This window comes from Micromonospora sp. NPDC020750 (assembly GCF_044334565.1).
Classification (GTDB): domain Bacteria; phylum Actinomycetota; class Actinomycetes; order Mycobacteriales; family Micromonosporaceae; genus Micromonospora.
In genome coordinates this window covers 18,385-32,832 of sequence record NZ_JBIRTH010000004.1, presented here as the reverse complement: position 1 = coordinate 32,832, position 14,448 = coordinate 18,385, and the positions used below count along the sequence as shown (strand labels likewise).

The window sequence follows — 14,448 nt, the reverse complement described above, 5'->3', positions numbered from 1 at the left end:
CCGGGTAGGCACGCCCGTCCTTTTCTGTCGTGACGACGGGGTGAGGAACCATGCCCAAGCGGGTAACCACGGAACCCGGACGAGACCGAGGCCCCGCGATCCTCGCGCCGGCCCGCTTCGGCGGCTTCCCCGGCCCGCTGCGGCCGGCGCAACCCGGGGCCAAGCTGCTCAAGCTGCTCGGCACGACGGACGCCAAGCAGATCGGCCTGCTGTACCTGATCACCTCGTTCGTCTTCTTCCTCATCGGCGGGGTGCTGGCGCTGCTGGTCCGGGCCGAACTGGCCCGGCCCGAGATGCAGTTCCTCTCCCCCGAGCAGTACAACCAGGCGTTCACCATGCACGGCACGATCATGCTGCTGCTGTTCGCGACGCCCCTGGTGTTCGCGTTCGGCAACTACATCGTCCCGTTGCAGATCGGCGCCCCGGACGTGGCCTTCCCCCGGCTCAACGCCTTCGCCTACTGGCTGTACCTGTTCGGCGGGACCATGGTGGTCGCCGGGTTCTTCACCCCGAACGGGGCCGCCGACTTCGGCTGGACCGCCTACACCCCGCTGAGCCAGCAGCAGCACTCCCCCGGCATCGGCGGCAATCTGTGGGTCGTCGGCCTGGTCATCTCCGGCCTCGGCACCATCCTCGGCGCGGTCAACCTGATCACCACCACGCTGACGCTGCGCGCCCCCGGCATGACCATGTTCCGGATGCCGATCTTCACCTGGAACCTGCTGCTCACCAGCGTGCTGGTGATCCTGGTCTTCCCGCTGCTGGCCGCCACGCTGTTGGCGCTCGCCGCCGACCGGCTGCTCGACGCGCACGTGTTCGACCCGGCCACCGCCGGGCCGATGCTGTGGCAGCACCTCTTCTGGTTCTTCGGCCACCCCGAGGTGTACATCATCGCGCTGCCGTTCTTCGGCATCATCACCGAGATCATCCCGGTGTTCGCCCGCAAGCCGATCTTCGGCTACACGGGACTGGTGCTGGCCACCATCGCGATCACGGTGCTGTCGATGACGGTCTGGGCGCACCACATGTTCGCCACCGGTCAGGTGCTGCTGCCGTTCTTCAGCATCCTGAGTTATCTGATCGCGGTGCCCACCGGGGTGAAGTTCTTCAACTGGATCGGCACCCTGTGGAAGGGCCAGCTCACCTTCGAGACGCCGATGCTGTTCGCCATCGGCTTCCTGGTCACCTTCCTGCTCGGCGGGCTCACCGGGGTACTGCTGGCCAGCCCGCCCGCCGACTTCCAGGTCACCGACACGTACTTCGTGGTGGCGCACTTCCACTACGTGATGTTCGGCACCATCGTCTTCGCCGCGTTCGGCGGAGTTTACTTCTGGTTCCCGAAGATGACCGGCCGGCTGCTCGACGAGCGGCTCGGGAAGATCCACTTCTGGACCATGTTCCTCGGCTTCCACGCCACCTTCCTGGTGCAGCACTGGCTGGGCGGCGCGGGCATGGCCCGCCGGTACGCCGACTACCTGCCCGGCGACGGCTTCACCACCCTGAACATGATCTCCACGGTGGGGTCGTTCGTCCTCGGCGCGTCCACGCTGTTCTTCATGTACAACGTGTGGAAGTCCTGGCGGTTCGGGGCGATGGTGACGGTGGACGACCCCTGGGGCTTCGGCAACTCCCTCGAGTGGGCGACCACCTGCCCACCCCCGCTGCGCAACTTCGACCGGATGCCGCGGATCCGCTCCGAGCGCCCCGCGTTCGACCTGAAGTACGGCCACCTCGTCGCCGACCTCGGCCGGGACCTGCCGCAGCGCGCCACAAAGCCGCCGCAGAGCTTCGCCGAGGAGCTGCACCCCGCGCGGCACGTGCCGGAGTCCCCGTCGGGTGAGGGCGCGCACGGCGCGCGGAAGGCCGTCGAGTACAGGCCGGCGCCGCAGTCGGGGGCACGGCCGGTGGACGTGCCGGAGCCGGAGGAGATCCGCCGGCCCAGCTTCGAGCAGACCGACGCGCCGGAGACCGAGCCGCCGGACGCGGAGCGGGCCCCGCAGGAGAACGAGCGGTGGCGCCACCCGCACAGCCGGGACGACACGCCGGAGCGCTGAGCCCGAGCAACGCGGGGCGGGGGCGGGCCGGTCACCCGGTTCGCCCCCGCCCCGCCCTGCGGCTCAGTCGCGGGGCGGCTGCGGGGCGGCCACCCGGTCGCCGTTGTGCCGCACCGGGACCCGCGCCTTGCCCGCCTCGGACTCGGCCGCGCCGTTCTGCCACGGCGACGCGGCGTCCGCGAGCATCGCCTGCCGCAGCCAGGTCAGCGCCCGCGACAGCAGGCGGGACACGTGCATCTGGGAGATGCCGAACCGGGCGGCGATCTCGGCCTGGGTCTGGTTGCCGTAGAAGCGCATCGCCAGGATGCGCCGCTCCCGCCAGGGCAGCCGGTGCAGCAGCCCGCTGACGGTGACCCGGTCGTCGACCGACTCCAGCGCGTTGTCGCTCTCGCCGACCAGGTCGCCGAACTCGGCCGAACTCTCCCCGCCGACGGGCGCGTTGAGCGAGGCCGGGCTGTACCCGGCGGCGGACTCCAGGGCCGCGAGGATCTCCTCCTGCGGGGTCTCCAGCCGCTCGGCCAGCTCCGCCACCGACGGGGCCCGGGACAACTCGCTGGTCAGCGCCGCGGTGGCCTGGCCGACCTCCAGGATCAGGTCGCGCAGCCGGCGGGGCACGTGCACGCCCCAGGTCCGGTCCCGGAAGTGCCGCTTGATCTCGCCGACGATGGTGATCGCCGCGTACGCGGTGAACGAGCCGCGCTCCGGGTCGTACCGGTCGACGGCGTTGACCAGTCCGAGCCGGGCCACCTGCTCCAGATCCTCCAACGGCTCACCCCGCCCCCGGTACCGGCGGGCGAGCCGGCCGGCGAACGGCAGCGCGAAGCGGACCAGGTCGTCGCGCGCCTCCTGCCGCCGCTCGGGGGGCAGGCCCTCGATCCGCGCCGCGTACGCCAGTGCCGCCGCGTCGAGGTCCTCCAGACCCCGTTCGGTGGGTGGTGGTGTGGTCGTGGTGGTCTGTCCGAACATCCGCGCCTCCCTCAGGAAGGTCCCCGCCTGATCGGGAAAGCCGGTCGCGTACGTGGTCTGGCCACGCACCGGGCCGGAAGTGGGTCACCTGACGTGAATCGTCGAGGAGCGTGTACCACAGGCTGCGCGGCGTGTCCGGGCCGTCGCAGCCAGCGGTGTTCCCGCTCCGTAGGTACTCAATCACGGCGGCCCGGGGTCGCGAGGATGTTTCGGCCGGCTGGTGCTGCCGGCCTCGGCGTGGCTGCGCGGCGGGCGGTTCGGCGCCCGGCCGGGCGGCACCCCACGCGCGGCGGATCGGGTCAGCAGACCACCAGTCCCTGGTGGCCGGTCCCGTCGCGCAGCGCCTCGACGGCGGTCGCGATGGGCAGCGGCGGCGGCACCGGCAGGTCGTACGGCTGGGCCCGCAGCACCTCGGTGGCCCGGCGGGTGGGTACCGCCGTGACCGGGTAGCCCCGGGCCGCGGTGCGGTCCAGGGCCCGACGGCGGCGGCCGAAGGCGGCCACGGCCAGCCACTGCGGCAGCCCGGCCAGGGCCGGCGAGCGCATCCCCGGCGATTCCGGCAGCACGTCCACCGAGCTGAACGGCTCGCTGCCGGCCAGCCACCACTCCACCGCGTCGACGGCGCGCCGGGTGGCGTTCTCGCACCAGTACGGCACCAGGCCGGCCCGCAGCACCTGCCACGGGTCGAGCAGCCGCCCGCACTCGACGACCAGCCGGTCGCCGGTCTTGCCGGCCCGCCGCAGCCACGCCCGGTACAGGTCGGCGACCGCGGCGCTGAGCGACTCCGCCCGGGGGAACAGCACCCGGTGCAGCCGGTGCCCGCGCCGCCCGGCCCACGCCCGAACGGCGAGCTCGAACCCGGGCTCCACGCCGTGCTCGGCGTAGCCCTGCGGGGCGTGGAACTCCGGCGGCTCCCAGTGGGAACCCTCGCCGCCGACGGAGCGGAGCACCTGGCGCAGCGCGTGCGAGTCCGGGTGGAAGTCCACCGGTTCCAGTCCGCTGGCCGGGGAACCGGCCTGGAAACTGTGGCCCAGCCCGAGGTCGTGCACCGGCCAGGTCCGGGCGTCGCGCAGCAGCAGCAGCGGGGCTCCGGGCTCGACCCGGTCGGCCAGGAACCGGGCGTACGCCGCCGGCAGGCGCTGCCAGCGCACGGCGAGCGAGACGGTCGCCCCGGCGAGAGCGCCCCGGCTGGCCGGGCAGTGCACCTGCCGCACGTGCACGTCGGGGTTGCCGGCGACCAGCCGGGCGGCGAGCGCCGCGCCGTGATCGAGGGCTGCTACGGGGCGGTCCACCGCCCCCCGGGTCCAGTGCACCGTCGTCTCGAACGCGGCCGGCAGCCAGGGCACGCCCAGGGCCACCGCCAGGTGAGCCGCCGCGCCGTGCGGGGAGCCCAGCACCACGCCCGGGTAGCGGCGGCGCGGGTACTGGTCGACGATCCACCGCGCGACCCGTGCGGCGTCGACCTCGGCGGTCTGGTCGGGAGTGAGCGCGACCCGTCCGGCGGCCCGGGCGGCGGCGGCCCGGCGTACGGGCTCGGGCGCGCCGGTGAACCGGGACAGCGCGCCCGGCTGGCCCATGTCGGCGCAGTCCTGCCCGCGCAGGGCCCGGGCCGCGGCGGCGACCAGGACGCGTCCGGTGCTGCCGACCGCCACCACCCGGTCCCCGGCCAGTCCGGCCCCGTCCGCCGTGAGTCCCCCACGCACCGGATGCGCGGGTCCCAGCCCGCTTCGCTCGTTCGCCACGCGGCCCGGCTTCCCGTCCCGATGGGGTCTAAACGGGGCCTCCGCCACTCGCCGGGGGCATTCTTCGATGGACCGACGCTTGCGCCCTGCGGTCCCCGGCGTGCCGGCTGGGCGTGGCGTCCGACGCCGCGCCGGATGGGCCGCGCGGGCCGGGCCGGGCGGGTTTCGACGGGCCCCCGACGGGCACGTGTGGCCATGGCTACCGACGACGACGCCCCGGCGGCGACCATCACCCCGTACCAGGACGGCCCGTTGCTGGTCCGCGGCGACTTCGCCCTGGTCACCCCCGAGGGCCGGACCATCGACGCGCGCCGGGGCACGGTGGCGCTGTGCCGGTGCGGCAGGTCGGCGCTCAAGCCGTTCTGCGACGGCACGCACAAGACGGTACGGTTCCGCGCCGGCACCGACCGGGAGGGCTGACCGCCCGGCACCGCCGGCACCGCCCAGCACCGCCGGTATCGCCCGGCACCGCCGGCACCACCGGCACCACCGGCAGAAGCGGCTCCGCCGCCGGGGCGAGGCTGCTCCGGCAGCGCCGGGGCGAACGCGAACGCGGCCGGTCAGGCGACGGCGGTGACCGGTGCCGGGCGGGCTACCGGCCGCAGCGAGCTCTCGCCCCGGTTCCAGGCGTCCAGCACGTGCCCCGCGAAGAGGCCGTCGACCGCCAACGCCGCCGCCGCGCCGAAGATCAGGTCGGGTACGAGCGCCGGTTCGGCCCGGGCCAGCCCGCCGCACAGGTCGTGCGCGGCGACCTGCTCGTGCACGGCGTCGGCCTCGACGTGCTCGTCGTAGAACCGGGTGGCGGCCTCGTCCAGGCCGAGCCGGCGCAGGCCGTTGCCGTAGCGGCGGTTCGGCAGCGAGGAGGTCATCTCGAACGCCGCCAGGTGGCCCAGCAGCGCGCCGCGCAGCCGGCGGTGCAACCCGAACAGGGAGATCAGGTTGTTCGCGGCCAGGGTGACCGCCGGGACCCGGTCCAGGTGGGCGGCGTAGCCGGTGTCCAGGCCGAGCCGGTCCATGGTGCGCCGGAACAGCTCGGCGTGCATCCGGTCCAGCCGGCCGTTGCCGTACTCGTCCATCTGGATCTCGACGAGCGCGGCCTTGGCCGGTCCGCCGAGGCGGGGCAGTCCCCAGCTGTGCGGGTCCGCCTCCCGCAGGTGGTAGACCGAACGGTGCACGACGAACTCGCGGAACTGCTCCAGGTTCGCCCGGTGCTGCACCGTCACGGCCAGCGCCGGGCCGTCGTCGGCGGCCACCAGCTCGGCCAGCGCCCGCGGCACGCCGGCGGGCGGCACCGCCCGCGACGGGCCGGCCAGCCGACGCAGCGCCGCCTCGAAGACCCGCTCGGCCCGGGCCCGCAGGGCCAGCAGGCCCGGCTGCCACTCCCAGTGCTCGGCCACCCCCGCCCAGCCCCGGTAGTGCAGCTCGTAGCAGAGGAAGAGGGTCAGCTGGAGGTCCTCGTCGATGAGCGGGCCGGGCCCACCGTCGTCCGGGGCGAACCGGGCGCCGAGCCCCACCGGCGGGTCGTGCGGCGGCTGGCGCAGCGCCGCCACCAGCGCCGCGGAGACCGGGCCCCGGGCTCGGGGCAGGGGCGCGGGACCGTAGCGGCGGTCGGCGGGCTCGGGCATGGCTCTCCTCGCGGATGACGGCGTACCCGCGGGTGCCCCGGCCCGGCGGGACTAAACGAAGTCATCGGCCTCGACGACGACCCGGGTGTCGAGCATCCGCTCCCGGACCAGCCGGGCCGCGTCGCCGTCGGCGGACACGCCCCGCAGGTCGGCCAGGGCCGGCTCCGGCGGGCGCAGCGACACGGTGGGGTCGACCACGGCCTCCAGCACGCTGGGCCGGTCCGCGGCGAGGGCCTCGTCCCACGCCGCGCCGACCAGTTCCGGACGGTCCACCCGGACGCCGTGCAGGCCGAGCAGCCGGGCCCACCCGGCGTACGGCACGTCGGGCCGGCGGGCGGACGCCCCGGCGGGCGACCCGTCGCCGCCCGTGCCCGAGTGGTCGCGGTTGTTGAGCACCAGCACCACCAGCCGGGGATCGGGCCACTCCCGCCAGTGCCGGGCGACGGTGATCAGCTCGGCCAGGCCGTTGAGCTGCATCGCGCCGTCCCCGGCCAGCGCGATCACCGGCCGGTCCGGGCGGGCCAGCTTCGCCGCCACCGCGTACGGCAGGGCGCAGCCCGTCGAGCCGAGGGTTCCGCAGAGCTGAGCGGTCACCCCGGGCCGCAGCTCCAGGTGCCGGGCGTACCAGTAGATGACCGAACCGACGTCGACGGCGATCGCGGCCGAGCGGGGCATCCGGGCGGAGAGCTGGTGCAGCACCAGCTGCGGGTTGACCGGCTCGCCGGGCTCACCGGCCCGGGCCGCCGCCTCCTCCCGCCACCGGTCCACCGAGCTCTCCACCGTCCGGCGCCAGTCCCGCCGGGCCCGGTCGGGAACCCGGTCGAGCACCCGGTCGAGCAGCGCGCGCAGCGTCTCACCGGCGTCGCCGACCAGCGGCACGTCCACCGGGTAGCGGGTGCCGATCCGGCGACCGTCGATGTCGATCTGGATCGTGCGGGCCTGCCCGGGCATCGGGTAGTAGTCGGTCCACGGGTCGGTGGTGCCGACCATCAGCAGGGTGTCACAGCCGCCCATGAGCTGGGCGGCGGCGGTGCTGCCGACCTCGCCGAGCACCCCGGTGTGGAAGGGCAGCCGCTCGTCCAGCACCGGTTTGCCGAGCAGGCTGGTGGCCACCCCGGCGCCGAGCCGGTCGGCCAGCGTCACGATCTCGTCGGCCGCGCCGTGCGCGCCCTGACCGACCAGGATCGCCAGCCGGCCGCCGGCGCCGAGCAGGGACGCGGCGGCGGCCAGGTCGGCGTCGTGCGGGAGCACCCGGGCCAGCGGCTCCCCCGGGGTCGCCGACGTCACCCCGGCGGCCTGCGGCAGCAGGTCGGGCACCACGGCCGCCTGCACCTCCCGGGGCAGCACCACACAGGTGGGGCTACGGGTCGCGGCGGCGGTGCGGAACGCCTGGTCCAGCACGCCGGGGACCTGCTCGGGCGCGCGCCCGTACCGGACGAACTGGTTGCAGACGTCGCCGAAGAGCCGGCTCAGCCCGATCTCCTCGTGGGCGCCGCCGAGCGGGCCGGTGATGTCCTCCCCGACGATCGCCACCACCGGCTTGCTGTCCAGCTTGGCGTCGTACAGGCCGTTGAGCAGGTGCACGGCGCTGGGCCCCTGGGTGGCCAGGCAGACGCCGATCTCGCCGGTGAACTTGGCGTGCCCGCTGGCCATGAAGGCGGCGGTCTCCTCGTGCCGGGCGGGGACGAAATCCGGGTCCCCGCCCGAGCGGTCCAGGGCCGCGACGACCGGGGCGATTGCCTCGCCCGGGCAGCCGAAGACGCGCGGCACCCGCCAGGCCCGCAGCCGCTCCACCACCAGGTCGGCCCCCGTACGCTCAGCCATTTCCCCGCCCGGGGGTGGCGGGGTCGACGTAGCGCAGCACCGCGCCCACCCCGTCGGCCAGCTCGGGTGCCTCGTCGGGGGCCAGCACGGTCAGCTCCGCGGCGGTGCCGACCAGCGCCCGGACCAGGGCCGCGTCGGCGCGCACCCGATGCGGGTCGGGCACCGACATGGCGGTGAGCTGCCCTGGGTCGGTGGAGATGTCGGTCGGGTCCGGGCCGATCCACAGATCCTCTGTGGAGGACGGGTCGTCCACGATCAGCATGGTGTCGACCTGGTTGCGTTGCAGCGCCGACACGACCGCGTCGAGGCCCGCCCCGACGTCCTCCTGCATGCCGAAGCGGTCCAGTGTGGCGGTGATCCGCTGGTCGGCCACCTCGGCGATGGTCTGCACGGTGATGTCGTCCATCAGCGTCGGGTCCGCCCCGCCGTGCCGCGACCCGGCGTCGGTGCGCACCACCACGTCCTGCCAGCGGGAGGGAAGCTGAGCGGCGATCATGCCGGTGGCCCGCACGTCACCGGCGACCACCAGCACGTCCGCGCCGACCTTCTCGGCCAGCTCCACGGTGGCCGCCGCCGCGTCGCCGGCGTTGTGGTGCCACGCCTCCATGGCGGCCCGTTGGTAGCGGGACTGCGACCAGCCGCCCGGATTGACCCGGCGCAGCTGGAACTCCTCCCGGCCGGTGACGTGGGCGCGCCGGGGCACCCCGCCCGCGCTGACCGCCACGGCATCGGCGCCGGTCCGGTCGGCCAACACCCGCACCCAGGCGATCTGTTCGCCGCGCTGGGCAAGCAGCGGCATGGTGTGCGGCAGTTCCGAGACCGCCGCCAGGTCCCGCAGCGGCGGCGCGGACAGGTACTCGCTGAGCACCGCCCGGCCCCGGGTCGCGAACACGGCGATGCCGTAGTCCCCGGGCATCGGGGTGTGGCCACGGACCACCCGCTCGACGGCGTCCACGGTCGGCGCGTCGGCGCCCTGCTCAAGCAGTTCGCCCTTGAGGGCCCGCCAGCGCAGGTCGAGCGCCGGACGGGCGTCCTCGGTGTCCCGGGAGGCGTCCAGATATACCGAACACCACGGCCCGGGACGGTCGTAGAGCGGGCGCAGGAAGGACAGCTGCATGCTCGACCCCTTTCCAGCTCGGCCCCCCGCTTACCCGCGCCGGTGGCCTTGTCACCTGCCCGCGCCACGAACGTGACTCGCGTTCATTCACGTCGTTCACCCGAGCGTGCGGATACGATCGGTGCAGGGAACCGGACTCTCGGTGGTGAACGACTCTCGGTGGTGCACATGGACAGCGACCTGGAATACCGGCGGATCGCTCGCCCCACGCAGCGGATCGTCACCGGCCGGGTCGTCCGGCTGCTCGACGGCTATCCCCGCGAGCTGAGGATCGGCCAGCCGGTGCTGGTCGCCGTGGTGACAGCAGCCAGCGTGATGGGCCTGCTGCTGCTGGCGTTGCGTTCCCTGCTGCCCAACAGCGGCGGGGCCCGGCGCAGCTGGAAGGAACTGCGCAAGGGCCCGGAGTTCCTGGTCACCCCGCTGCGGCTGCGCGACTCCGCCGACCGGCTCTGCGAGGTGGAGCTGCACGGGCACCTGCCACAGAGCGCCCTGCACCCGGCCGACTGGGTGCAGATCACCCTCCAGCCGCAGGACCCGGACCTGCCGCCCCGGGTGGAGCGAATCGTCAACCTCACCACCGGGCAACTGCTGCGCCCGCGCACCGCCACCCTGTGGAGCCATCTCGGCCCGCCGCTGCTGATCCAGGCCGTGCTGGGGGCGGTGCTGATCGCCGCGATCGCCGTCGCCGTCGTGCTCACCTGACGGGCCCCTGCTCACCTCAGGGACCCCTGCTCACCTCAGGGACCTCTGGCGGAACTCCGCGCAGTGCGGGCAGCGCGCTATTGGCCGACGCGGCGCGCCGTCCGGCTGCGGGCGAGGAATCGCTCCACCGTGGCCGCGAATGCCGACGGGTCGTCCACCCAGGGGAAGTGCCCCGACCGGGGCTGCACCACCAGCTCTGCGTCGCCGAGCAGCGCGGCCAGCTCCCGTACCGCCGTGCAGGTCGGCCAGATGTCGTACTCACCGACCACCAGCAGCACCGGCGTCGGTAGCGCCGCGAGCCGCCCCGGCAGCGCCGGATCGGGGTCGAAGCCGGCGTAGAAACCGTCCGTCGCGGGCTGGGCGAACTGGTCCGGCTCGGCGGACGCCTGCGCCCGCGCCGCGGCGTTCCACTCGCCGTACAGCAGCGGCGCGGACAGCCAGCGGTACCGCGCCAGCTCCTGCGGCGTGCCGGCCTCGGCATGCAGCGCGGCGACGGCCTCCGCGTGCCAGGGTTCGTGCGCCCGCAGGGCGAGCACCTCCGCAACGCCGAGGTCCGACTGCAGGTCGACCACCCGCAGCGACGGGTCGACCAGCACGAGGCTGTCGAGCCGGCGTGGGTACGCGGCAGCGTAGAGCAGGCAGACCCCGCCACTGGCCGAGTGCCCGAACAGGCCCATCCGGTCCAGCCCGAGGTGACGGCGCAGCGCCTCGACGTCCTCGACGATCCGGTCGACGCGATAGGTCGCCGGATCGGCCGGCACGCCGGACCCGCCCGTGCCCCGGTTGTCGAACAGGACCAGGGTCCGGTGCCCGCTGAGCCCACCCAGCTCACCCAGATACTCGACGGCCTGCCCGGGGCCACCGGGGATGCAGACCAGGGGCGGACCTGACCCAACGAGCCGGTAGCCGAGGTCGGTGCCGTCCCAGGAGCGAAAGCGCTGCACGACGCCGGATTCTGCCACTCGCCGGCCCCACCGCCCCGCCGCCCCGCCCCCGCCCCCGCGCCCGCGCGCCGCCCCCGCGCCCGCGCGCCGCGCCCGCTAATTCACGGAATCAGTGGCCTTACGGCCGAGTAAGGCCACTGATTCCGTGAATTAGCGTGACCCCGGGTCCAGCGTGACGTGGAGGCGAGGGGTGGGAGGAGCTGCGGTTTCGGGCGGGCCGGGGGTGGGCACCGGGGTGCCATGTTTGAGGGATTCGCGCTGGAGGAGATCGACGTCGGAGAAGTGCGGCTGCGGGTGCGTCACGGCGGGTCGGGACCGCCGGTGGTGCTGCTGCACGGCCACCCGCGCACCCACGCCACGTGGCACCGGGTCGCGCCGCTGCTGGCCCGGGAGCACACCGTGATCTGCCCCGACCTGCGGGGCTACGGTGGCTCGTCGAAGCCGCCGAGCGACCCCGGGCACACCACGTACGCCAAGCGGGCGTTGGCCCGCGACGTGGTCGGCCTGCTCGACGCGCTCGGCCACGACCGCGCGGCGGTGGTCGGACATGACCGGGGCTGTTACGTGGCGATGCGTACGGCACTGGACCACCCCGGCCGGGTGAGCCGGCTGGGTGTGCTCGACGGGGTGCCGATCGGCGAGGCCCTGGCCCGCGCCGACGCCCGGTTCGCGGCCCGCTGGTGGCACTGGTTCTTCCTCGGCCAGTCGGACAAGCCGGCGGAGCGGATGATCAGCGCCGACCCGGACGCCTGGTACGGCGGCTCGCCGGCCGTCATGGGCGCGGAGGCGTACGCCGACTACCGCCGGGCGATCCACGACCCGGCGACGGTGCACGCGATGTGCGAGGACTACCGGGCCGGGCTCGGCCCGGACCGGGCGGCCGACGACGCCGACCGGGCCGCCGGGCGGCGGATCGCCTGCCCGGTGCTGTTCTGCTGGTCGGAGCGGGACGACATGGTCGACCTGTACGGCGACCCGGCGGCGATCTGGCGGGACTGGGCCGACGACGTACGGGAGGCCTCGATCGACTCGGGCCACCACATGGCCGAGGAGGCCCCGGAGCAGCTCGCCGCCACGTTGGCCGCCTTCCTCGCCGGCTGACAGGCACCCCCGGGTGGGTCGGCTCTGGCGGGGCGAGACGGTCAGCCGCACCCACCCGGGCGGCTCCGTGAGCCGTGGGGGCGGTGCCCCGCCGGGCAGCAGGTGAGTCGGGGCGGTGAGCCGTGGGGCGGCGCGCCGCCGGGGGCCGCCCGAGCGGCCCCCGGAAGGTGGCCCCGGTGGGTGTCGGCGGCGGTCAGCCGACCGGGGCCAGCGGGCGGTCCGGCTCGGGTGCGGTGCGCAGCATGCCCCGCCGGGCTGCCCAGCGCTCGAAGAACAGAGTCGCGAACGGCGGGACGGCGCAGGCCAGCGCCACGACGGTGGGCCACAGCCGCCACCGCTGCAGCCGGGCCACGGCCAGCACCAGCAGGCCGTACACGACGAACAGCCCACCGTGGATCGGCCCGAAGATCTTCACCCCGATCTCGTTGTCCGGCGGCCCGTACTTGACGGCCATGCCGATCAACAGGGCCAGCCAGGAGCAGGCCTCGGCGATCGCCGCCGCCACGAACAACTTGGTGATCTTCTCGCGCATCGTCACTCCCCAACGGTTGCCGGCCATGCTAACCAGACCGGCCGGCCGATCCGGGCAGCGACGGGCGGACGCGACGGGAATCACGCGGGCCTCGGCGGGGTACGTGTAGGGACCTTCGGGTCTTCCCCGGCCCGCGCCGCCGTGCGAGGTTAGGGGGACCAACGGTGACAAGGTGGTGACGATGGGCGAGGACGTCGGCGTACGGACATTCACCCGCGAGGACCGGGCCCGCTATCGCGAGAAGGTGCGGCGGTGTCTGGACGTCTTCGCCGAGATGCTTCGGGAGTCCCGCTTCGATGTCGAGCGGCCGATGACCGGGGTGGAGATCGAGCTGAACCTGGTCGACGACGACTCGATGCCGGCGATGCGCAATTCGGAGGTGCTGACCGCCATCGAGGACCCGAGCTTCCAGACCGAGCTGGGGCAGTTCAACATCGAGATCAACGTCGCGCCGCGCCGGCTGGCCGGCACCGGCACCGCCGCGTTCGAGGAACACGTCCGGGCCAGCCTGAACGCCGCCGAGACGAAGGCCCGTGGCGTCGGCGCGCACATGGTGATGATCGGCATCCTGCCGACGCTGCGCCCGGAGCACCTGACCGCCGAGACGCTGTCGGCCAACCCGCGCTACAAGCTGCTCAACGAGCAGATCTTCGCCGCCCGCGGCGAGGACCTGCGGATCTCGATCAGCGGGGTCGAGCGGCTCGCGGTCACCGCCGACACCATCACCCCCGAGGCGGCCTGCACCAGCACCCAGTTCCACCTCCAGGTCAGCCCGGCCCAGTTCGCCGACTACTGGAACGCCGCCCAGGCGATCGCCGGCATCCAGGTCGCCCTCGGCGCGAACTCGCCGCTGTTCTTCGGCCGGGAGCTGTGGCGCGAGACCCGCATCCCGCTGTTCCAGCAGGCCACCGACACGCGGGCGGAGGAGATCAAGGCCCAGGGGGTACGCCCACGGGTGTGGTTCGGCGAGCGGTGGATCACCACGGTGTTCGACCTGTTCGAGGAGAACGTCCGCTACTTCCCCGCGCTGCTGCCGGTGTGCGATCCGGAGGACCCGGCCGAGGCTCTCGCCCGCGGTGACGTGCCGAAGCTCGCCGAGCTGCGGCTGCACAACGGCACCGTCTACCGCTGGAACCGCCCGGTGTACGACGTGTACAAGGGCCGCCCGCACCTGCGGGTGGAGAACCGGGTGCTACCCGCCGGCCCGACGGTGCTGGACACCGTGGCCAACGGCGCGTTCTACTTCGGGCTGGTGCGGGCCCTCGCCGAGTCGGACCGGCCGGTGTGGTCGCAGATGTCGTTCAGCGCCGCCGAGGAGAACTTCACCAGCGGCGCCCGGCACGGCATCGACGCCCAGGTGTTCTGGCCCGGCCTGGGGTACCTGCCCGTCACCGAACTGGTGCTGCGCCGGCTGCTGCCGCTGGCCCACCACGGCCTGGACCGGTGGGGCCTGGACCCGGCCGAGCGGGACCGGCTGCTCGGCATCATCGAGCAGCGCTGCCTGACCGGCCGCAACGGGGCCACCTGGCAGGTGGAGACGCTGCACCGGCTGGAGTCCGCCGACCACCTGGACCGGCCGGCGGCGCTGCGCGAGGTGGTCCGGCACTACGTGGACCTGATGCACAGCAACCGCCCGGTCCACGAGTGGCCGATCCCCTGACCGCCCGGGCCCCGCTACGGGCGCGGCGACCGGCGGCTCGGCGCGCCCAGCGGCGAGGAGACCTTCGAGTACGGGCTGGGCCTCATCGGCGAGGGGATCCGCGCCCGCCCGACCGCCGCCCCCACGGCCCCGTCCCCGCGTCCGGCCGGCCGAGAGTCGGCCAAGCCTATTGACAGTCGAT

Annotated in this window: 11 protein-coding genes and 1 pseudogene; 5 read left to right on the top strand and 7 right to left on the bottom strand. The window is 74.2% G+C overall.

Annotated elements, in window-relative coordinates:
* The first annotated feature begins 50 nt into the window (after positions 1 to 50).
* Positions 51 to 2,054: a cytochrome c oxidase subunit I gene (ctaD, locus tag ACH4T9_RS13995; RefSeq protein ID WP_396673011.1), complete on the top strand. Its 2,004-nt coding sequence runs from the start codon at positions 51 to 53 to the stop codon at positions 2,052 to 2,054.
* A gap of 90 nt (positions 2,055 to 2,144) precedes the next feature.
* Here the strand turns inward: ctaD and ACH4T9_RS13990 are convergent.
* Positions 2,145 to 3,020 (bottom strand): annotated as a pseudogene (locus tag ACH4T9_RS13990) (SigB/SigF/SigG family RNA polymerase sigma factor); the annotation flags it as partial.
* 299 nt (positions 3,021 to 3,319) lie between these two features.
* Complete coding sequence (locus tag ACH4T9_RS13985) at positions 3,320 to 4,723, bottom strand: hypothetical protein (protein WP_396673012.1); 1,404 nt, start codon at positions 4,721 to 4,723, stop codon at positions 3,320 to 3,322.
* A gap of 234 nt (positions 4,724 to 4,957) precedes the next feature.
* Between ACH4T9_RS13985 and ACH4T9_RS13980 the strand changes: the two genes are divergently transcribed.
* Positions 4,958 to 5,182, top strand: a complete 225-nt coding sequence (locus ACH4T9_RS13980; protein WP_396673013.1) for a CDGSH iron-sulfur domain-containing protein — start codon at positions 4,958 to 4,960, stop codon at positions 5,180 to 5,182.
* Between the two features lie 140 nt (positions 5,183 to 5,322).
* Here the strand turns inward: ACH4T9_RS13980 and ACH4T9_RS13975 are convergent, their stop codons facing one another.
* The 3 genes from ACH4T9_RS13975 to ACH4T9_RS13965 are packed head-to-tail and all read right to left on the bottom strand — an operon-like array spanning position 5,323 to position 9,328.
* Positions 5,323 to 6,387, bottom strand: a complete 1,065-nt coding sequence (locus tag ACH4T9_RS13975) for an iron-containing redox enzyme family protein (RefSeq protein ID WP_396673014.1) — start codon at positions 6,385 to 6,387, stop codon at positions 5,323 to 5,325.
* Positions 6,388 to 6,438: 51 nt separating this feature from the next.
* Positions 6,439 to 8,211 (bottom strand): thiamine pyrophosphate-binding protein, encoded by a 1,773-nt coding sequence (locus ACH4T9_RS13970; protein WP_396673015.1) that lies wholly within the window; start codon positions 8,209 to 8,211, stop codon positions 6,439 to 6,441.
* Positions 8,204 to 9,328, bottom strand: coding sequence for a Vms1/Ankzf1 family peptidyl-tRNA hydrolase (locus ACH4T9_RS13965; protein ID WP_396673016.1), 1,125 nt, complete (start codon positions 9,326 to 9,328; stop codon positions 8,204 to 8,206). Before ACH4T9_RS13965 ends, ACH4T9_RS13970 begins: the two co-directional genes overlap by 8 nt.
* Positions 9,329 to 9,487: 159 nt before the next feature.
* Between ACH4T9_RS13965 and ACH4T9_RS13960 the strand changes: the two genes are divergently transcribed.
* Entirely contained in the window at positions 9,488 to 10,030 is a 543-nt protein-coding gene (locus ACH4T9_RS13960; RefSeq protein ID WP_396673017.1) for a hypothetical protein, read from the top strand.
* 77 nt (positions 10,031 to 10,107) lie between these two features.
* Here ACH4T9_RS13960 and ACH4T9_RS13955 read toward each other — a convergent pair whose 3' ends face one another.
* A complete protein-coding gene (locus ACH4T9_RS13955; protein ID WP_396673018.1) occupies positions 10,108 to 10,974 on the bottom strand; it encodes an alpha/beta fold hydrolase in 867 nt (288 codons plus the stop codon).
* Between the two features lie 240 nt (positions 10,975 to 11,214).
* On the opposite strand from ACH4T9_RS13955, the gene ACH4T9_RS13950 reads away from it, so the two are divergent.
* Positions 11,215 to 12,075, top strand: coding sequence for an alpha/beta fold hydrolase (locus ACH4T9_RS13950; protein ID WP_396673019.1), 861 nt, complete (start codon positions 11,215 to 11,217; stop codon positions 12,073 to 12,075).
* Positions 12,076 to 12,268: 193 nt separating this feature from the next.
* Here ACH4T9_RS13950 and ACH4T9_RS13945 read toward each other — a convergent pair whose 3' ends face one another.
* Positions 12,269 to 12,607 (bottom strand): DUF3817 domain-containing protein, encoded by a 339-nt coding sequence (locus ACH4T9_RS13945; protein ID WP_350882991.1) that lies wholly within the window; start codon positions 12,605 to 12,607, stop codon positions 12,269 to 12,271.
* Positions 12,608 to 12,788: 181 nt separating this feature from the next.
* On the opposite strand from ACH4T9_RS13945, the gene ACH4T9_RS13940 reads away from it, so the two are divergent.
* Positions 12,789 to 14,267, top strand: a complete 1,479-nt coding sequence (locus ACH4T9_RS13940) for a glutamate--cysteine ligase (RefSeq protein WP_396673020.1) — start codon at positions 12,789 to 12,791, stop codon at positions 14,265 to 14,267.
* Positions 14,268 to 14,448: the final 181 nt, after the last annotated feature.